The sequence below is a fragment of the Bradyrhizobium sp. NBAIM03 genome, from assembly GCF_020194055.1.
Lineage (GTDB): Bacteria > Pseudomonadota > Alphaproteobacteria > Rhizobiales > Xanthobacteraceae > Bradyrhizobium > Bradyrhizobium yuanmingense.
Map to the genome: position 1 here is coordinate 79,293 of NZ_JADYVS010000014.1, position 17,319 is coordinate 96,611.

Sequence of the window (17,319 nt, forward strand, 5' to 3'; positions counted from 1 at the left end):
TGGCGGCAAAAACAGGGTTAATCGAGGCTTAACGGTCTTGTAGCACTTTGGCCCAGAGGCGGCCGCAGGCATAACAGACGCGTCAGGAATGAATCCGCGCAATCGCTGTTGGCACTACACCTGCATCCGCCGCGACAAAGAGGCTGACGAAGCGTTAGGCAATTCCGGCGAGAGAAAGTTGGGGGTGGCGAGAGGTTTGTGCGCCGCCCTTTCCGTGTCGAGAGCTGCCGAAGCGAGAGCGTCGAGCAACAGGTTCATGTGAATTCACGCGAAGGCGCGGCGCGTCTCGCATGAAGCGCGTTTAGGAGCAATGGATGGCCACCAAGGCAAAGACGCTGCAGGCGAAGGACAAGGAAAAAGACGACAAGGCAGCGGATGCGCCGGAGAAGGATTCCCAGGACGCGCCCTCGCCCTTGCTCGACCTGTCCGACGCGGCCGTGAAGAAGATGATCAAGCAGGCCAAGAAGCGCGGCTTCGTGACCTTCGATCAGCTCAACGAAGTCTTGCCGTCCGACCAGACCTCGCCCGAACAGATCGAGGACATCATGTCGATGCTCTCGGACATGGGCATCAACGTCACCGAAGCCGACGACACCGAAGGCGAGGAAGAGAAGGACGAGGGCGACGACGAGACCGATAACGAGCTCGTCGAGGTCACCCAGAAGGCCGTCACCGAGGTCAAGAAGAGCGAGCCGGGCGAGCGCACCGACGATCCCGTGCGCATGTATCTGCGCGAGATGGGCACGGTCGAGCTGCTCTCCCGCGAAGGCGAAATCGCGATCGCCAAGCGCATCGAGGCCGGCCGCGAGGCGATGATCGCGGGTCTCTGCGAAAGCCCGCTGACCTTCCAGGCCATCATCATCTGGCGCGACGAGCTCAACGAAGGCAAGATCTTCCTCCGCGACATCATCGATCTCGAAGCCACCTATGCCGGCCCGGATGCCAAGGGCGGCATGAACGCCGCGATGATCGCAGGACCCAATGGCGAGGGCGGCGAAGCCTCGGCCGAGGGCGGCGAAGCCACCGCGTCCGCCGCTGCGCCCGCGCATGTCGCGCCGCCTGCCGCGCCCCCGTCGCCGACGCCGTTCCGCGCCGCGCCCGCGGCCGCCCCCGAGGGCGAGGAGAAGGATCCGGGCGAGGCCGCCGCCGAGTCCGACATGGACGACGACGAGTTCGAGAACCAGATGTCGCTCGCGGCGATCGAGGCCGAGCTCAAGCCGAAGGTGGTCGAGATCTTCGATCGCATCGCCGACAGCTACAAGAAGCTGCGCAAGCTTCAGGAGCAGGACATCCAGAACCAGCTCCAGAACGAGTCGCTCTCGCCGCACCAGGAGCGCAAGTACAAGAAGCTGAAGGACGAGATCATCGTCGAGGTGAAGTCGCTGCGCCTCAACCAGGCCCGCATCGACAGCCTTGTCGAGCAGCTCTACGACATCAACAAGCGCCTCGTCTCGCATGAGGGCCGCCTGATGCGCCTTGCCGACAGCCACGGCGTCGCGCGCGAGGATTTCCTGCGCAACTATACCGGCTCGGAGCTCGATCCGCGCTGGCTCAACCGCGTCTCGAAACTCTCGGCCAAGGGCTGGAAGAACTTCGTCCACCACGAGAAGGACCGCATCAAGGACCTCCGCCACGAGGTGCATCAGCTCGCCGCGCTGACTGGCCTTGAGATCGTCGAGTTCCGCAAGATCGTGCACTCCGTGCAGAAGGGCGAGCGCGAGGCCCGCCAGGCCAAGAAGGAGATGGTGGAAGCCAACCTCCGCCTCGTGATCTCGATCGCCAAGAAGTACACCAACCGCGGCCTGCAATTCCTCGACCTGATCCAGGAAGGCAACATCGGCCTGATGAAGGCGGTCGACAAGTTCGAGTACCGCCGCGGCTACAAGTTCTCGACCTACGCCACCTGGTGGATTCGGCAGGCGATCACCCGCTCGATCGCAGACCAGGCGCGCACCATCCGCATCCCCGTGCACATGATCGAGACGATCAACAAGATCGTGCGCACGTCCCGCCAGATGCTCAACGAGATCGGCCGCGAGCCGACCCCGGAGGAGCTCGCCGAAAAGCTCGGCATGCCCTTGGAGAAGGTGCGCAAGGTCCTCAAGATCGCCAAGGAGCCGCTGTCGCTGGAGACGCCCGTCGGTGACGAAGAGGATTCGCATCTCGGCGATTTCATCGAGGACAAGAACGCGATCCTGCCCATCGACGCCGCGATCCAGTCCAACCTCCGCGAGACCACCACGCGCGTGCTCGCCTCGCTCACCCCGCGCGAAGAGCGCGTGCTGCGCATGCGCTTCGGCATCGGCATGAACACCGATCACACGCTGGAAGAGGTGGGTCAGCAGTTCTCGGTGACGCGCGAGCGTATCCGCCAGATCGAGGCGAAGGCGCTGAGGAAGCTGAAGCATCCGTCGAGGAGCCGGAAGCTGCGGAGCTTTTTGGATAATTGATCCGATTTCAATCAGAACGAAAACGGCGGGCCAACAGCCCGCCGTTTTTCTTTGACCCGGCTCTCGCCCCGTCATTGCGAGGAGCGCTTGCGACGAAGCAATCCACCAGGCGATTGCCCTACCCATGTCCGATTCCATTCCAACAGCAACAAAAGTGCGGACGGTGCCCGACTTCCGAGATGGGCCGAAAGCGGAAGTGCCGGTCCGGGGGGCGACTTTCCTTCTTCAAAGTGCGGGATTTCGATGCAGGTAGATCTTCTCGACTACCTTCACGCCAGCTTTGTTCAGCAGGTGGAAGGTTCGAGGCTACGCAGATAACCAGCTCAGTTCGATATGTTCACGTGAGACGTTCGACCGACCCATGGTGTGTCGGCGAGATCGGCTAAGCGGCCACGCTGCTATTTTGTGATCCGCCGGGTTGATGCGACAGTTCTGGTCGGCGCTATCGGCGATATTGAGAACGTCAGCCAAGTGTTCCAGCCAGCCGGCCGATTCTCCGCAGCGAACTCGCCATATCCCTTCAGATTCAAATACCCCTGCATATCGCCTACCGGAAATAGAAAGCCAATCTGCGGACCAACTGCGAAGACTCGGGACCGAAAGCCGCCTAGGGCGGGATGCTGGCCAAAGTCATCAGTTATCTGCTGATAGGCATAACCAACGAGGCCGACGAAAGTTTGCTTTGACAGAAACTGTGAGGCTCCCCAGTCAACGTGAAGATCGATGCCGTTCTGGTACTGCGTATCCGGATTCTTGAAATTGTAGGTGAGGCCCGCCACCGCGGAAAACTCGTGGCCAGTTTGCGGATTGAAGTAGGTGTAGCCGGCGCCGCCGTCGATGGCGCCATGCCCGATGCCGAGATTGGCGAGACGGGACGAACTGTAAGCGCCGACGGGAACATCTCCGGTTACGTAGGTCATGAAGTTATGGACGCCTGCATTCCACTTGAGCGTCGCCTGCGGGTAGAGATCCCCGACTGACGTGATCGAGTCGCCGAAGCTGCCCGTGCGCGTCACGGCCAGGGGGCCGACAGTTGCGGTGAGCGTTCCTGCTAGATCAGCGCTCGATCGTCCGAACAGTCCTGTCACTCCGATGGCCAGTTGCCCGCCCAGCACGGGGGTTGCGAACGTGTATGTAGGATTGAGCAGGACGAGATCCCCCCGCCCATTCAGACGCAAGTTCAGATCGACGTTTACTGTTGCGGGGATTCTGCCGACGTGAATTTCCCTTGCGGCAGCCGCGGTGCCGAATGCACTTACGCTGGTGTGGTAGTAGACCGCTGCCATTGACCAGCCGGGGGCTTGAGGGGTGGCGGCAAGGCTGCTGAAGCGGCCAGGGAGCCAGTAGGAAACGCCACCTTCGTCGGCGTAAGCCGTGGCAGCAGGCACCGACAGCGTCATGACTGCCGAGGCAATGGCTGCATTCCTGAACGCAGAAGAGAGAGACGGCTTTGTCGCGCTCCGTCCAACGCGCTGTTTTCCTTTTCCAAGGTGAAGTGCCGACATCATGGCCTCCTGCATCGCGAATGCCGTGTCATTCGGCCCAGAAAACCCAAAGCGAGTACAGCGTGCTGTGGGGCATCTGGGAGCGGCCTAGCAATCATGCCGGCGCATGCGCGCCGGCATGATTGCCTGCTCTAGGCTCCGACTTTTCTGGCGGCCGGGACCGTCCATGTGCCGTTGATGATCGAGGGGTCCGTCTCCTGGGGCCAGTACATACGCAACATGAGGATGAAATCTCCCTCAGGCGCAGGTAGCCAGTTCGACTCCTTCTCTTTGCCGGGAGAGTCCTTCTGGATGTACAGATCAGTTGATCCGTCCGGATTCTCCTTCAAGTCTTCCCGAGCGCTGACGGAGTACCTGTTGAGCGGGTTCTTCACGAAGAAATAGCCGCTGTCGTACATCGTAAGCGACCAGAATCCCTCCGCTGGAGGCAAGTGACCTTTCGGAAATCGCATCACGTACTTGTTCGCGCCGCTGTACTTGTGACCGTCGGCGTCTTTTTGCGAGGTCGGATAGACGGCATCCTGCGGCCGGTTGGCACCAAGCCCGATCGCGGTTACCAAAGCCCGCATCAAATAGTCGGTGCCGTAGATGCCGGTCTTGGTCGTGAACGCGAACCCATTCTCGTCTTTGATGGCCTTGTTGATTTTGAACTGCAGCATGATCCGGTCGAACGACACCTCCGGCAGGCGCCTCAGAAAGTCTGCCTTCAGCTTACTCTCATCAAAATCCTGCCCTGGGACGATGCCGATGCGGGCAAACTTCGCAAGTTGAGGCGCGTCCGCGGCGTATGGCGGATTAGTCTTCATCAGCTCGCAAAGCAGCTTGAAGTATGAGACCGCGTCCATGCGATTGACCTGCTCGCGGACCGCCGTCTTCATATCGATTGTTGGATCCACCTTCCCGGGGGCGGGCGTGTAGGCTTTGCCATAAGCGCTGAGCGGAACGAGCTTGCATTCGTCTTGCAACTTGTGCACCGCAGCGTAATCGTCCGCCGTGCCGGTGCAATAGATGCGGCCGAGCAGCCACACGATATTGGTGGCCGACTTGTACTCCTTGACACCCGCCGGCAGCGTGCCCTTCCAACCCGGCCCCGTGATCGCGTAGGTCTGCGCCCCGGTGCCGGTGGTGCGCTTACCTGGCACGTGAAACACGGTGGTCCAGCCGTCCAGCATCGGCATCAGGAAATAGCGGCCCTTCATGTCCGGAATGCTGAGTATCCAGGGCTCCTTTCCGACGTCGAAGAAGGATGTCGTGTACAAGGTGTCGGCATTCGGTGCCGTCACATCCCTGAAGGTGGCGTCGGGATACTGGCGCAGCTTGATGATATGTCCCATCGGACCGCGCGTGCCGACGGGCTCGGCGACATTCGTGATGATCCGCCGGGTCATCTCCATCGTCACCAGCGGGTAGCCAAAGATGTAGGCGTCGCTGGCCAGCCAGAAATCCTCCAGGCCTTGTCCCACTCCGAAAAATGAATCCTGGGCAAGAGCCGGTCGTGTGGCGGCGGCTCCCGCGAGCAGCCCCATTCCGCCAAATGCAAGGGATCGACGGGTGATGTTCATCGCTAATCTCCTTCCTATAGAAAACCAGTCACGTGGATTCGCAGTTCACGCCTTTGCAACGGAGCCACTCGGGCGAACGGCTCAATAGCAGGGCGGATAGGGGTAGTAGCCGCAGCGCGGTGAGTAATAGGGATACGCCGCAGCCCCGGCCACAGCAGCGGCTCCTGCCACGGCAGCGCCGCGGTAGAACGCTCCGCGCCAGGCGGTGCGGCGAGCGACGCCGGCGAAAGACAACGGCGTCAACGGACGGCCAATGATATCGATAAAGACAGATGCCGGCCCGTCCGCCCCGGCGAGATCACCTTCGAGGATATCGACGTCGAACGTCAGCTTATCACCTTCAAGCTTGGGGGATTTCAACACGACGACGGCATCCAACACCGACGATCCGTCTTTCTTGAATCCTGACACCGTGGCGTTGGGCGGGTCTTTAGCGAAGTTGTCGCTGCCATGGCCCCAGTCCTCGACAATCCGGGAGGTCAGATCATGCCCGGCGGCACGAACGGGTCGGTCGGCAAACACAATCGCATTCGGAGAAACGCCGCTTAGCACCAGCTTACCCTCTTTCAGGCTCACCCCGCGCGAGTTGAGGACAAAAAGCGATGGGACCACTTCCGGCTTGGCCTGACCAATCGATTTCTCAAGCGGAATGTGCGGCTTGGGTTCGGCCGAAGATTGAGCAAGGAGCTTGTGCGGAATTACCACTAAGCCAGCGGCGCAGACCGCGATCAAGGCCAGGCGGATTGTCATAGCGGTCTTCTCCTTTGCAGGCTGGTTGTTTTCCTCGAGCAGCACGTGAGCAATTCGAAAGCGATAAACCGTCGCTAGTGCCGGCGGCATCTCTGCATTTCGCGCCAAATCACGCGGCGCGTCTTGCCATTTCGCGCCAATCGTCAGGAATCATTCAGCGGCTAGTAGTGCGAGAACGTCGGCGGACAAGCGACCGATCATGCTCGCGGCCACGTTGCTGTCTCCGATAAACGATAGGTTGAATTTTCATCAAACGCACGAAAGCACGGCTGAAGCTGCTCGCGTTCGTGTATCCGAGAAATTCTGCAATATCCGACAAGCGCTTACTCGTATTGGCCAGCAGGCGGCACGCAATCTCTAGTCGGACTTCGTCGAGCATCTTGCTGTGGCTCGTGCCCATGCGTTCGAGATGACGCTGCAATGTGCGCCCACTAATTCTGAGCGCATGCGCTGTGCTATCAAGGGTTGCGTCACCGTGCCGCAGTGATGCAACGATGGCGGCGCGGACCGCCGTGGATGAAGGCAAGCGGACGGCTCTCATCGTTTGGCGGCAGGCCTGAAGCCCATGCTCCCACAGTGAAAAATCAGTCCATGGGACTAGGGGAAGCTGAAAGGCCCATCTGGCCATCGGGCGCCAAAACTTTCGTCGAATGGAATGAGGTGGGACTGAGATCCTCTGGAGGCATTGCCAGACGACAAAAACAAGCAAAGAGCCTTGCAGTCCTGATAATCTAAGCGCGTGACAGGCGTCAGCTCTCCCCGGGTAGGGAGCTGTCGTCCTGCGACGCCGCTCGTGCGCTGAATTTTAGTGATCGAGACGCACCAATGCCAAAGATTCATTTGACGCGTTGTCAGCACCTCAGTCCATTCGCTGACATTTTGAATAATCTCGGCGCGCCAACCGCTTCGTTATTGGAAAAATATCGGTTGCCCGCTTCTCTGGAGGAAAAAGCCGATCATTACGTGCCGATCTTACCTGCGATCGAATTTGCGGAGTTTGCCAGCCGGTCGCAAGGTATCGAGGATTTCGGATTCCACGCTGCCAAGTCGCTCAATTTCGCGCACCTTAGTGAGAAGACCAGGTATCTAATCAGTCATTCCCCGACTTTGCTCGTCGCGCTGCACCAGGCCTGTAGATTGGCTTCGCTCGAAGATTCAAACTTGAGCAACTGGGTGGAGCGCCACGGCGACCATGTTCGCTATTGCAGCAAGCTAGCCGGCACTGCCGGACTTCAGCATCTCGAGCATTCACAATGGCTTCAGAACGTTTTCCCGATTTACATCGTCCGGCAATTCGCCGGTCCGGACTGGGCACCGGCAACTATCGCCTTTGAGGCACGATACACGCCGGGTCCGGCATGTCGGTCTTTCTGGCCGACGTCCCGCTTCCTGTCTGGTCAAGAAGCCTCGTGGATCGACGTACCTGTTTCATTGCTGGGCCTTCCTAACAGATTGGATCAAGCTCCTTCACATCCGAAGAGCGATCTTGTCGAACATTCGAACTTTGACTTCATCCACGCACTTAAGCTGATGCTTCCATCCTACATTGACGAGCGGCCTCCGGCGCTGGCGGAAGTCGCGGAGATGGCGGGGGTCAGCGCACGCAGCCTTCAACGCAAGCTATCTCGCGCCGGGATGACATATTCGCGGCTGTTGGATACCGTGAGGTTTGAAAATGCCAGAAAGCTTTTGCGCGATACGGATTCCAAGATCATCGACATTGCGTTTGCTTCGGGCTACGCAGATCCCGCCCATTTTACCCGTGCATTCCGCCGGGTTGCAGGCGTGACGCCCGGCCAATTCCGCGAGCAATGGAGGCCTCGATAGTCGAGTTGCCATTCGCTGCATCCTGTCCGCTTCGGGTCAATGCGAAGAACTCAAGTTGAGCAAATCAGGTCTGCTCTGCCGCCCATCCCCACAGACGTATCTGGGTTGCTTCGCTGCGCTCGCAATGACGGGGATAGGGCCGAACCCTGCTTCTTCTTCGCCTCCTTTCAATCCGCTCGATCTCCAGCGCCGACCTCCCGCTCTTTTACGCGACTCTTGATGCTGCTCCCAATGAGGTTGCGCCCGGCTCGTCGCCGTCGAGGCTGCCGCGCAATTCGGCGGGCCGAGGTCGGGTCGTCCTTCTTTGTGCCTTTGTATCGGCAGCTTCAGCCGAAGGCGTTCATCTGGCTTTCTCTCGGACTATAATTCCGACGAGAAAGGCTCATTGATGCCACCCCACCTCACCGTCTACTACAACACCCGCTGCCCCGTCTGCGACGCCGGCATTGACTGGCAGCGCAACAAGCTGCTGGCGCTGGTGCGCGCGGGCACCGTCGAGTTCAGGGACATCAACGAGCAGCCTGATGCACTGGCGCACTTTGGCGCTTCGCTCGACGACATCAGGCGGCGCCTACACGCGACGGATGAGGCCGGGCGGCTCGTCGTCGGCGCTGATGTCGCGATTGCGCTGTGGCGGTTGACGCCGGGGCAGGGGTGGCTTGCGGCGCTATCAGGCAATCGCGTGGCGCTGCCGATCACGCGGTTTGCCTATGACCGGTTTGCCGATCTGCTATTTGCCTGGAATAAATGGAGCGGGCGCTGGTGAACGCCCCGCTGTGCCCGCCTACTTCTTCTTCGCTCCCACCCGCTCGATCCGCTTGATCTCCAGCGCCGGGCGGCCGCTCTTTTCCGCGATCTCGCGGTCCTGTTCCATGATGAAGTTGCGGGCGGGTTCGTCGCCGTCGAGGCCGCCGAGCAGTTCGGAAGGGACGCGGCGGTTGGAGCGTTGGGAATCGTCTTCGTAGACGACGTTGAAGAAGGCGAATTCGCCTTTGGGGTTGGTTCCGGGTTTTTTGGCCATGGCGGCTTGTCCTCGATCAGGACGCCGCAGTCAAATGACTTTCGGGATTGTGACCTTCGCGATCGTCGCCACGCCCTTCAATAAACGGCGGGCCGAAGCCCGCCGTTTATCTTTTCAGCGTCGCCCGGGGCTGGCAGGGCGACAACCTAAAATAGAAGGCTATAGAAGGCGCGCCGCGATGGCAAGGTAAATCGTCGCGCGACGATGTCGCAGCAGGCGCATCAGATATGCAGTTGATGGATATCGCGATTTCCCACAATTTCGAAAATCAGATGCTTTGGATCCTCGAAGTACTTTGTTCATCTTGCTGCGCTCTCGGAAGGCCACGAGAGCGCGCGGGCGTCAGCGTCTGGAGTCTTGCGATGTTGGCACCATACCACTGTTTTGCCCGACGGTCAACGTTGATTCGGAAAAATCGCAAAGATCACATCAAGACTTCTACTGTGCATGGGGTTGTTTTTGCGGTTTTGTTTCGGCGCCGACGCGCACGCTTCGCGCTGCGCGCCTCAATCCCGCCGGCGGTGCACCAGCTCCTGCACGGCGAGCCGCGATCCCCGTCCGCCGCCTTTGTTGCTACGCTCCTTGCGTCCCTGCGCCATGATCGCGCTGCCCATCGCGGCCGAGCCGAAGGTGATGAGGAAGGAAGCGAGCAGCAGCACGAGCGCAATGGCAGGTGCGCGGTCGGCGAAGATCAGCTCCCGCAGATGCCCGGGATTGAGCCAGAGCAGGCCGCCGACCAATAGCACGGCGGCGCAGGCGCCGATCGCGAGATTGATGGCGAGCAGGCGAAATAGCGGGATGCGGAGGAGCGAGCGGGTTGATGGAGGCTGCTGGCGATTGGGCATGGCGATGACGTTCCCCTCACGCCGCCGGCGCGGCGCGCGCGGCCTGCTGTCGCTCCATCATGGTCTGCCACAACGTCGCGATGCTCTGTTGCGTCTGCGGCGCGATCAGGCAATGGCCCTCATTGTCGAAGCCGCAGAACCGCACGGAAGCGTCCTTCTTCACCTCGGTTAGCGCCTGGTTGATCATCTCGAGACACGTCATGACCTCGCTGACGTCCGAGAGGCGCGTGTGATGCAGGAGGTCCATCAGGCGGAACGTCATCACCGCGGGGCGGCCGAAGCTGATGCCGGGGCGGCCGAGCTCGAACAGCACGTTCACGGCCGGAAGCGCGCCGCGGATGTGCTCGAGCACGCCGGCCATGTCTTCCACGCTGCAGGCGACGAGGTGGGGGACTTGCGGCGGCGCGGCCGCCGGCGTCCGTGGCGCAAGGCCGAGCGCGGCGATCACCTCCTGCTCGATCCATTGCCGCACTGGTGCTGGCGCATTGCGGATCTGCTCGGCGCTCAAGGTTATTCCGGTCATGTGTGGTTCTCCTGCTCGGCTCAGTCTAGAAAGCACGGCGTGAGACGGTTTGATGCGGATCAAGCCTTGTGCTTTGACGCTCACGGCGTTCCCGGGCATGATCCGCGCGCTGCTTCGCACTGGAATTCTCTGGGGGATTGCTCCACATGCCGAGACTGCTTCTCGCTGCCGCCTTCATCTTGTCTTTGGCCGGCGGATCGGCGCAGGCCGCCCGCTGCGGCGGCGACTTCAACGGCTTCATCGCCAGCATGGCGCAGGAGGCTCAGGCCGCCGGCGTCTCGGCGAGCGTGACCAATGCGGCGCTCGGCGGCGTTGCGCCCGACCCTGCGGTTCTCGCCTTCGACCGGCGCCAGCGCTACACCTTCAACAAGACCTTCGAGCAGTACGTCTCGACCCGGGTCGGCCCCGGCCGCATCAATGGCGGGCGCGCGATGCTGCAGCGGCATGCCGCGCTGCTCTCGCGCGTCGAGCAGAAGTTCGGCGTGCCCCGTTATATCCTGGTCGCGATCTGGGGGCTGGAGAGCGATTTCGGCAAGGGCGACACCGGCAAGCTGCCGGTGGTCCGCACGCTGGCGACGCTCGCGCATGATTGCCGCCGCACCGATCTGTTCCAGGGCGAGCTGCTGGCCGCGCTCAAGATCGTGCAGCGCGGTGACCTGCAGCTGCGCGACATGATCGGCGCCTATGCCGGCGAGATCGGCCAGACCCAGTTCCTGCCATCGTCCTACATCAAGTACGGCGTCGATTTCGACGGCGACGGCCATGTCGATCTCCGCCACAGCATCCCCGACGTGCTCGCCTCGACCGCGAACCTCCTGCACACGAGCGGCTTCAAGATGGGCCAGCCTTATGGCGAGGGAACGCCGAACTTCGAGGCGATGCGCGAGTGGAACAGGGCGGTGGTGTACCGCAAGACCATCGGCTATTTCGCCGATCGGCTGATGGGGCAGTGACCACATCCTCGGTGTCATCACCCGCGAAGGCGGGTGATCCAGTATTCCAGAGACGGCGCGGCTAGAGCCGAGAAGCCACGGCGTACTGGATTCCCCGCCTTCGCGGGGAATGACAGCGGTGGGTGTGGAGGCCGTTGCGCTCCTGGCTACTTTTCTATCCCCTTCGCCAGCCGCCGCTGCAGCGGCGCCCAATAGGTTCCCGGACGGAAGCGCTGCAGCAGGTCCATGAAGCGGGCGTCGTTGCCGATCAGGATGCGCGGCTCGTTCCGCTCGATGCCCCTGATGATGCGCAGTGCCGCGTCCTTCGGCGAGGTCTTCGCCGCGTTCTCGAACCGCTCGATCGATTGCGCGCGGCGGGCATTGTCGGTGACGCCGACGCCGGTGCGGGCGTTGCGCGCGATCGCGGTGGCGATGCCGCCGGGATGCACGACCGACAGCTTCACCGCGCTGCCCGCGACGCTGAGCTCGTGCCGGACGCTCTCCGAGAAGCCGCGCACCGCGAACTTCGCCGCGGCATAGGCCGATTGGCCCGGCGGGGCGATGATGCCGAAGATCGAGGAGAGGTTGACGATGTGGGCCTCACTCATCGTCTTCAGGTGCGGCAGGAAGGCGCGTGTGCCGTGCACCACGCCCCAAAAATTGATGTCGAACAGCCAGTCCATCTGGGCCTGGTCGATCTCCTCGAACGTGCCCATCAGCGCAACGCCGGCATTGTTGACGACGATGCCGAGGGAAGGATGCGCGGCGACCGCCTCGCTTGCGAACTGCGCGATGTCGCTCGGCTGGCCGACGTCGACGCGATGCAGGCTGACCTTGCGCGCTGTTCCGATCTCCGCCGCGAGCGCCTTCAATCCACCCTCGTCGCGATCGGCCAGTGCGAGGTCGCAGCCGCGTTGCGCGAGCTCGATCGCCAGCGCCCGGCCGATGCCGCTCGCGGCTCCCGTGATGGCGGCGGCGCCCCGAATCGTCGTCATGAGTTCCCCCGTCAAGTCCCCGATGATGGAACTATGAATTACTTTTTTTTGAAATGAAACCGAACCCACGTCCGCCTGGGTTTTTAACATCCGTTATGAGGGCATGCATTGGGAGCCGCCGATGGGACAAGCGACGCCATTACGCGCGACAGCGCTGATCGTTGAAGACGACGCCATGCAGCGGGAGATGCTTTGCGTCCTCCTGGAGGAGAGCGGCTACCAGGTCATCCAGTGCGAAAGCGCCGAGGCCGCCGAGCGCGTGCTCGACAAGAACGCCGGCGCGCTCTGCCTGATGCTGACCGACGTCCAGCTGGCCGGCCGCATGAACGGCGTCGAGCTCGCGCATGTCGCCAAGGACCGCAATCCGAAGCTCGACGTCGTCGTCACCTCGGGCCGGCCCTTGAAGCAGGCCCTGCCCGACGGCGCCAAGTTCTGGGCCAAGCCCTGGGCGCCGCTCGACGTGCTGCGCGAGGCCGAGATCGCTCAGCTGTCCTGACGCGCCCGCTTTCTCGCAGCGCGCTGCGGTGATAAGGTCGGCCCATGACCTGGTCCTTCCTGCTCACCTCGCTCATCGTCGTCGCTTCCCCCGGCACCGGCGTGCTCTACACGCTCGCTGCGGCGCTGACCCGCGGTTCGCGCGCCAGCGTGGCGGCCGCCTTCGGCTGCACGCTCGGCATCGTGCCGCACATGGCGGCGGCGATGCTCGGTCTTGCCGCCGTGCTCCACACCAGCGCGCTCGCCTTCGCCGCGCTGAAATGGTGCGGCGTCGCCTATCTGCTCTACATGTCCTGGCAGGCGCTGCGCGAGACCGGGGCGCTGGCGGTTGGCGGCGACATCCGCGAGCGGTCGAGCAGCCGCGTCATCGTCACCGGCTTCCTGATCAACATCCTCAATCCAAAACTGTCGATCTTCTTCCTCGCCTTCCTGCCGCAATTCGTCGCGGCGGACGAGGCCCATGTGCTGGCGCGCATGCTGGAATTGAGCGGCGCCTTCATGGTGATGACCTTCGCGGTGTTCGTCCTCTACGGCTTCTGCGCCGCCGCGGTGCGCGAGCGCGTCATCTCCCGCCCGGCCGTCATGGCCTGGCTGCGCCGCTCCTTTGCCGCCGGCTTCGCCGCGCTCGGCGCCAAGCTGGCGTTGTCGGAGCGATAGCTTCTTCTTTACCTCTCGAAAGGTCTCGTCATGCCCGGGCTTGTCCCGGGATCCACGCTCTTCGGACTGTGCGGCAAGGCGTGGATGGCCGGGACAAGCCCGGCCATGACGCTGTTAGAGCGGGTACACTTCGAACTCTCGCACAATAAAAAAGCGGGCCTTGCGCCCGCCACCTTCGATCGACCCGACGCCCGGGCGGAGCTCACTCCACCCGGGCAAAGAAACAGAAGCCTCGTTACTTCTTCTTCGCCTTCTTGGCCTTTTTCGCCTTCTTCTTCGCCGCCTTCTTCGCTTTCTTAGCCATAGTATCCTCTCAAGGGTTAATGGTGGAACGCGACACGAGGGTGCTCGGCGGAGGGCCAGCCTCGCAACATCCTCGACGACAAACTCAGCAGATTCGGAGCCGGCTGCCCCGCGTCGTCACATCCGTGTCATCCTGTTATCCACAGCTCAGATGCACTTTCGGGTGATTTTTGGCGCGAATCCGCTCCACGCGTCAGCACGGCCATCGGCCGCGACAGCCTTAACGATCCGGCAATAGCCGCGTGCCGTTCATGAATCCAAAACCAAGGGCGCGTTTTCGCGAGCCGCAGTGAGACTCCATTAAGCGCAACCATCGCATTGTCTTCCGCAAGAAAACGGGGATGGGTCATGGACGGACGGCTGCCGGGATCGGGGGGCGGGACGCTGCGCGTGCTGTACGCGTCATGCTGAACGTACCGACATTGTGGACGGTCTTCGTCGTCAACTTCCTGGCGCTCGGCGTGATCTGGGCCTACGTGACGCGTTCCTATCCGAATTTCGCGGCTGCGCGGTTCTGGATGGCATCGGCCTTCGTCGGTGCCGCCGGCGCGATGACGGCCTTGATCCGTCTGTTCGTCGCCTCTCCGCTGCCGCTGCTGCTCGGCGCCGGCGGTGTCATCGCTGCGAGCTGCCTTGCCGCCATGGGAATTCAGCGCTTCTACGACCGGCCGGTCTCGTGGCGCCTGATGACCGCGACAGGGTGCTTGAGCCTTGCCGGCGTCGTGCTCTTCATGGTTGGATTCGAGCACATGCAATTGCGCATGCTGAGCTACACGCTCGGTCAGGCCCTGCCGCTGGTGCTGGCGCTGCGTCTGTTGTTGTCGCCGGAAGGCCGCGTCAGTCCGGGCGCCAAGCTGTCCGGCATCGTCATCCTCAGCATCATTGCGATTCTGCTCTCGCGCACCGCGGGCAATCTGCTTGGCTATGATCTCTCGGCGCGCGCCGGCGGCCAGGCCCATGCGATCATGGTGCTCGGGCTGCTGTTCCTGTCGATGACCCTTAATTTCGGCTTCCTGCTGATGGCGATGGACAGCTTGCGAGGCGAGGTCGCCGACCTCGCGTTGCTCGACGATCTCACCGGCGTTGCCAACCGGCGGCATCTCTTGCAGCGCCTGACCGAGGAATGCGCCCGTTCGGAGCGCAGCGGTGAGCCGTTCTCGCTGCTGGTGATCGACCTCGACGGCTTCAAGACCATCAACGATACCCATGGCCACGCCGCCGGCGATGCCTGCCTCAAGCACTTCACCTTGATGGCGCAGACGCGCTTGCGGCCCGGTGACATGCTCGCCCGCACCGGCGGCGACGAGTTCTGCATCGTGCTGCCGTCCTCGTCCCTGCGCGAGGCGGCCGCGATCGCCCGCCGCGTGCTCGAGGTCTGCCGTCAGGATGCCGCCAGCTGCAGCGGCCGCGACATTCCGATCGCGATCTCGATCGGGGTTGCCGAGTGGGACCGCGGCATCGGGCAATTCCCGGACCGCCTGATGGCCAATGCCGACCACGCCCTCTATGCCGCCAAGAAGAACGGCAAGAACGATTTTGCGGTCTATGACCCCGCCCCGCCGCTATCGCCCGAGTCTGTCGGGACGGTGAGGACATTCGCGTAAAGCCTGTTAGGCTTGGGTCGCATTGGACCCCGCATGATGATATTTCGCCTGCTCGCGGCCGCGTTAGCCGCTCTCCTTCCGATCGTCCCCGCCGCTGCTGCGGATGCCGAACTCGCCAGGCTCGCGCGCGCCTCCGGCACGCCCGACATCCCCGGCTTGAAGATCGTCTGGCTGGCGCCGTGGGGCGAGGTCCGCAACGCAAAACCCTGGCGCAACATCATCGTGCACCAGACCGAGGGACCGGCGGGCTCGGCCCGCGGCGGCGCGCAGGCGCAGGCGAAGAACCCGACGCGGCGCGGCGTCACGGTCTGGGTCGAGACCGACGGCACGGTCTATTGGGCGGTCGCCGAGAACCTCGTGCCGACCCACGGCGACGGCGCCAACCGCAACGACAACAAGTACATCGACAACCGTCCGACCTACCGCCAGGTGGTGCGCGACAATTCGATCGGCGTCGAGTTCGCCGGCAATTATCCCGACGTGACGGCGGGGCCGACGGAGGCACAGGTCGCGGCGTGGAAGATCCTCGTGAAAGTGCTGCGCGCGCGCTACGACATCCCGCTCGAGCGGGTCTACGCGCACAACTGGATCGACTACAAGGACGCCCGCTATTGCGAAGGCTGCACGCTCGCGACGATGGCAAGGCAATGGGGGGAGTAGGCGGTGTGCCCACACGCACCGCTATCGGGCGCAGTTCGCATCCCACCAACAAAAAGCCGGCGTTGCCGCCGGCTTTTCGTCTCTTTCGATCCGCCAATCTCTGGCGCTGAGCCGCCGCGCTTAATGCGCGGCTTCCAGCGCGGCCTGTTCGGCCTTTGCGATCGTGCCCTTGACCGCGGACTGCACCTTCTCGAAGGCGCGGACCTCGATCTGGCGGACGCGCTCGCGCGACACGCCGAACTCGGCAGCAAGGTCTTCCAGCGTCATCGGCTCATCGGCGAGGCGGCGGGCCTCGAAGATGCGGCGTTCGCGCGGGTTGAGCACGCCCATGGCGCCGTTCAGCGCGTCACGGCGGTGATCATACTCCTCGTGCTCCGCCATCATGGCTTCCTGGTTGGGCGTGTTGTCGACCAGCCAGTCCTGCCATTCGCCGGCTTCGCCATCGTCGCGGATCGGTGCGTTGAGTGACGCATCGCCGCCGAGGCGGCGGTTCATGTCGATCACGTCCTGATCGGTGACGCCGAGGCGCTTGGCGATCAACTTGACTTGGTCGGGGCGGAGATCGCCTTCGTCCAGCGCGTTGATCTTGCTCTTCGCCTTGCGCAGGTTGAAGAACAGCTTCTTCTGGTTCGCGGTGGTGCCCATCTTCACGAGCGACCACGAACGGAGGATGTACTCTTGAATCGACGCCTTGATCCACCACATGGCGTAGGTGGCGAGACGGAACCCCTTCTCGGGTTCGAATCGCTTCACCGCCTGCATCAGGCCGACATTGCCTTCCGAGACGACCTCGGAGATCGGCAGGCCGTAGCCGCGATAGCCCATGGCGATCTTGGCCACGAGGCGGAGATGGCTGGTGACGAGTTGGTGTGCCGCGTCGCGATCGTCATGCTCACGCCAACGCTTGGCGAGCATGTACTCCTCCTGCGGTTCCAGCATCGGGAATTTGCGGATCTCGGCGAGGTAGCGAGAAAGGCCGGATTCTCCATTGAGGACCGGCAAAGCAGCGGTACGGGCCATAGTGCGCCCTCCAAAAGGTTCAGGCCCCCGATAGCGGCGGGCCAGGCAGACGACCGCTGTGTTAAAGCCGGCCGTAGCTGCGATGTTCCGCGTTGGTCATTTCAACGCAGACGCAATATACCCCATCGGGGGTCAAAAAGGGAAGGATTGCTGACGTCACGTCCCCGTGT

Annotated in this window: 17 protein-coding genes; 8 read left to right on the forward strand and 9 right to left on the reverse strand. The window is 62.4% G+C overall.

Annotated features, from left to right (window positions below; translation table 11 throughout):
- The first annotated feature begins 314 nt into the window (after positions 1-314).
- Positions 315-2,450, forward strand: a complete 2,136-nt coding sequence (gene rpoD / locus I6F21_RS21505; protein WP_036009578.1) for an RNA polymerase sigma factor RpoD — start codon at positions 315-317, stop codon at positions 2,448-2,450.
- A gap of 398 nt (positions 2,451-2,848) precedes the next feature.
- Here the strand turns inward: rpoD and I6F21_RS21510 are convergent, their stop codons facing one another.
- The 4 genes from I6F21_RS21510 to I6F21_RS38860 form a co-directional block, all read right to left on the reverse strand.
- Positions 2,849-3,850 carry a transporter gene (locus I6F21_RS21510; RefSeq protein ID WP_225134899.1) on the reverse strand — a complete coding sequence of 334 codons (1,002 nt, stop codon included), beginning with the start codon at positions 3,848-3,850 and terminating at the stop codon, positions 2,849-2,851.
- 236 nt (positions 3,851-4,086) lie between these two features.
- Positions 4,087-5,517, reverse strand: a complete 1,431-nt coding sequence (locus I6F21_RS21515) for a DUF1254 domain-containing protein (RefSeq protein WP_036009581.1) — start codon at positions 5,515-5,517, stop codon at positions 4,087-4,089.
- 81 nt (positions 5,518-5,598) lie between these two features.
- On the reverse strand, positions 5,599-6,357 hold the full coding sequence (locus tag I6F21_RS21520; RefSeq protein WP_225134855.1) for a hypothetical protein: 759 nt from the start codon (positions 6,355-6,357) through the stop codon (positions 5,599-5,601).
- A gap of 64 nt (positions 6,358-6,421) precedes the next feature.
- Complete coding sequence (locus I6F21_RS38860) at positions 6,422-6,895, reverse strand: AraC family transcriptional regulator (RefSeq protein WP_346656826.1); 474 nt, start codon at positions 6,893-6,895, stop codon at positions 6,422-6,424.
- A 197-nt stretch (positions 6,896-7,092) separates the two neighbouring features.
- Between I6F21_RS38860 and I6F21_RS21530 the strand changes: the two genes are divergently transcribed.
- Both I6F21_RS21530 and I6F21_RS21535 read left to right on the forward strand, forming a co-directional pair.
- Complete coding sequence (locus tag I6F21_RS21530; protein WP_225142179.1) at positions 7,093-8,094, forward strand: AraC family transcriptional regulator; 1,002 nt, start codon at positions 7,093-7,095, stop codon at positions 8,092-8,094.
- A gap of 388 nt (positions 8,095-8,482) precedes the next feature.
- Positions 8,483-8,860, forward strand: coding sequence for a DCC1-like thiol-disulfide oxidoreductase family protein (locus I6F21_RS21535; protein ID WP_225142178.1), 378 nt, complete (start codon positions 8,483-8,485; stop codon positions 8,858-8,860).
- Between the two features lie 18 nt (positions 8,861-8,878).
- Here the strand turns inward: I6F21_RS21535 and I6F21_RS21540 are convergent, their stop codons facing one another.
- The 3 genes from I6F21_RS21540 to I6F21_RS21550 form a co-directional block, all read right to left on the reverse strand.
- Positions 8,879-9,115 carry a hypothetical protein gene (locus I6F21_RS21540; protein WP_036009587.1) on the reverse strand — a complete coding sequence of 79 codons (237 nt, stop codon included), beginning with the start codon at positions 9,113-9,115 and terminating at the stop codon, positions 8,879-8,881.
- A 506-nt stretch (positions 9,116-9,621) separates the two neighbouring features.
- Positions 9,622-9,960, reverse strand: a complete 339-nt coding sequence (locus tag I6F21_RS21545; protein WP_225142176.1) for a hypothetical protein — start codon at positions 9,958-9,960, stop codon at positions 9,622-9,624.
- Positions 9,961-9,976: 16 nt separating this feature from the next.
- The gene (locus tag I6F21_RS21550; protein WP_109145267.1) at positions 9,977-10,483 is read right to left on the reverse strand and encodes a hypothetical protein; all 507 of its coding nucleotides are present in this window, start codon (positions 10,481-10,483) and stop codon (positions 9,977-9,979) included.
- A gap of 146 nt (positions 10,484-10,629) precedes the next feature.
- Between I6F21_RS21550 and I6F21_RS21555 the strand changes: the two genes are divergently transcribed.
- A complete protein-coding gene (locus I6F21_RS21555) occupies positions 10,630-11,436 on the forward strand; it encodes a lytic murein transglycosylase (RefSeq protein WP_225142174.1) in 807 nt (268 codons plus the stop codon).
- Between the two features lie 146 nt (positions 11,437-11,582).
- On the opposite strand, the gene I6F21_RS21560 is transcribed toward I6F21_RS21555, so the two are convergent.
- Positions 11,583-12,410, reverse strand: a complete 828-nt coding sequence (locus I6F21_RS21560) for an SDR family NAD(P)-dependent oxidoreductase (protein WP_225142172.1) — start codon at positions 12,408-12,410, stop codon at positions 11,583-11,585.
- Positions 12,411-12,531: 121 nt separating this feature from the next.
- On the opposite strand from I6F21_RS21560, the gene I6F21_RS21565 reads away from it, so the two are divergent.
- From I6F21_RS21565 to I6F21_RS21580, 4 genes are all read left to right on the forward strand, one after another.
- Positions 12,532-12,906, forward strand: a complete 375-nt coding sequence (locus I6F21_RS21565; RefSeq protein WP_036009616.1) for a response regulator — start codon at positions 12,532-12,534, stop codon at positions 12,904-12,906.
- 44 nt (positions 12,907-12,950) lie between these two features.
- A complete protein-coding gene (locus I6F21_RS21570; RefSeq protein ID WP_225142169.1) occupies positions 12,951-13,562 on the forward strand; it encodes a LysE family translocator in 612 nt (203 codons plus the stop codon).
- Positions 13,563-14,269: 707 nt separating this feature from the next.
- Positions 14,270-15,469 carry a GGDEF domain-containing protein gene (locus tag I6F21_RS21575; RefSeq protein WP_225142167.1) on the forward strand — a complete coding sequence of 400 codons (1,200 nt, stop codon included), beginning with the start codon at positions 14,270-14,272 and terminating at the stop codon, positions 15,467-15,469.
- 33 nt (positions 15,470-15,502) lie between these two features.
- A complete protein-coding gene (locus I6F21_RS21580; protein WP_225142166.1) occupies positions 15,503-16,129 on the forward strand; it encodes an N-acetylmuramoyl-L-alanine amidase in 627 nt (208 codons plus the stop codon).
- 120 nt (positions 16,130-16,249) lie between these two features.
- On the opposite strand, the gene rpoH is transcribed toward I6F21_RS21580, so the two are convergent.
- Positions 16,250-17,149: an RNA polymerase sigma factor RpoH gene (gene rpoH / locus I6F21_RS21585; protein WP_036009602.1), complete on the reverse strand. Its 900-nt coding sequence runs from the start codon at positions 17,147-17,149 to the stop codon at positions 16,250-16,252.
- Between the last annotated feature and the right edge of the window lie 170 nt (positions 17,150-17,319).

Excerpts from the sequence above, each read along its gene's own strand:
- I6F21_RS21510 (WP_225134899.1), bottom strand. The coding sequence starts at position 3,850 with ATGACGCTGTCGGTGCCTGCTGCCACGGCTTACGCCGACGAAGGTGGC.
- I6F21_RS21575 (WP_225142167.1), top strand. The coding sequence starts at position 14,270 with ATGCTGAACGTACCGACATTGTGGACGGTCTTCGTCGTCAACTTCCTG.
- I6F21_RS21570 (WP_225142169.1), top strand. The coding sequence starts at position 12,951 with ATGACCTGGTCCTTCCTGCTCACCTCGCTCATCGTCGTCGCTTCCCCC.
- rpoD (WP_036009578.1), top strand. The coding sequence starts at position 315 with ATGGCCACCAAGGCAAAGACGCTGCAGGCGAAGGACAAGGAAAAAGAC.
- I6F21_RS21555 (WP_225142174.1), top strand. The coding sequence starts at position 10,630 with ATGCCGAGACTGCTTCTCGCTGCCGCCTTCATCTTGTCTTTGGCCGGC.
- I6F21_RS21580 (WP_225142166.1), top strand. The coding sequence starts at position 15,503 with ATGATGATATTTCGCCTGCTCGCGGCCGCGTTAGCCGCTCTCCTTCCG.
- I6F21_RS21535 (WP_225142178.1), top strand. The coding sequence starts at position 8,483 with ATGCCACCCCACCTCACCGTCTACTACAACACCCGCTGCCCCGTCTGC.
- I6F21_RS21545 (WP_225142176.1), bottom strand. The coding sequence starts at position 9,960 with ATGCCCAATCGCCAGCAGCCTCCATCAACCCGCTCGCTCCTCCGCATC.
- I6F21_RS21550 (WP_109145267.1), bottom strand. The coding sequence starts at position 10,483 with ATGACCGGAATAACCTTGAGCGCCGAGCAGATCCGCAATGCGCCAGCA.
- I6F21_RS21560 (WP_225142172.1), bottom strand. The coding sequence starts at position 12,410 with ATGACGACGATTCGGGGCGCCGCCGCCATCACGGGAGCCGCGAGCGGC.
- I6F21_RS21540 (WP_036009587.1), bottom strand. The coding sequence starts at position 9,115 with ATGGCCAAAAAACCCGGAACCAACCCCAAAGGCGAATTCGCCTTCTTC.
- I6F21_RS21515 (WP_036009581.1), bottom strand. The coding sequence starts at position 5,517 with ATGAACATCACCCGTCGATCCCTTGCATTTGGCGGAATGGGGCTGCTC.
- I6F21_RS21565 (WP_036009616.1), top strand. The coding sequence starts at position 12,532 with ATGGGACAAGCGACGCCATTACGCGCGACAGCGCTGATCGTTGAAGAC.
- I6F21_RS21530 (WP_225142179.1), top strand. The coding sequence starts at position 7,093 with ATGCCAAAGATTCATTTGACGCGTTGTCAGCACCTCAGTCCATTCGCT.
- I6F21_RS21520 (WP_225134855.1), bottom strand. The coding sequence starts at position 6,357 with ATGCCGCCGGCACTAGCGACGGTTTATCGCTTTCGAATTGCTCACGTG.
- rpoH (WP_036009602.1), bottom strand. The coding sequence starts at position 17,149 with ATGGCCCGTACCGCTGCTTTGCCGGTCCTCAATGGAGAATCCGGCCTT.
- I6F21_RS38860 (WP_346656826.1), bottom strand. The coding sequence starts at position 6,895 with ATGGCCAGATGGGCCTTTCAGCTTCCCCTAGTCCCATGGACTGATTTT.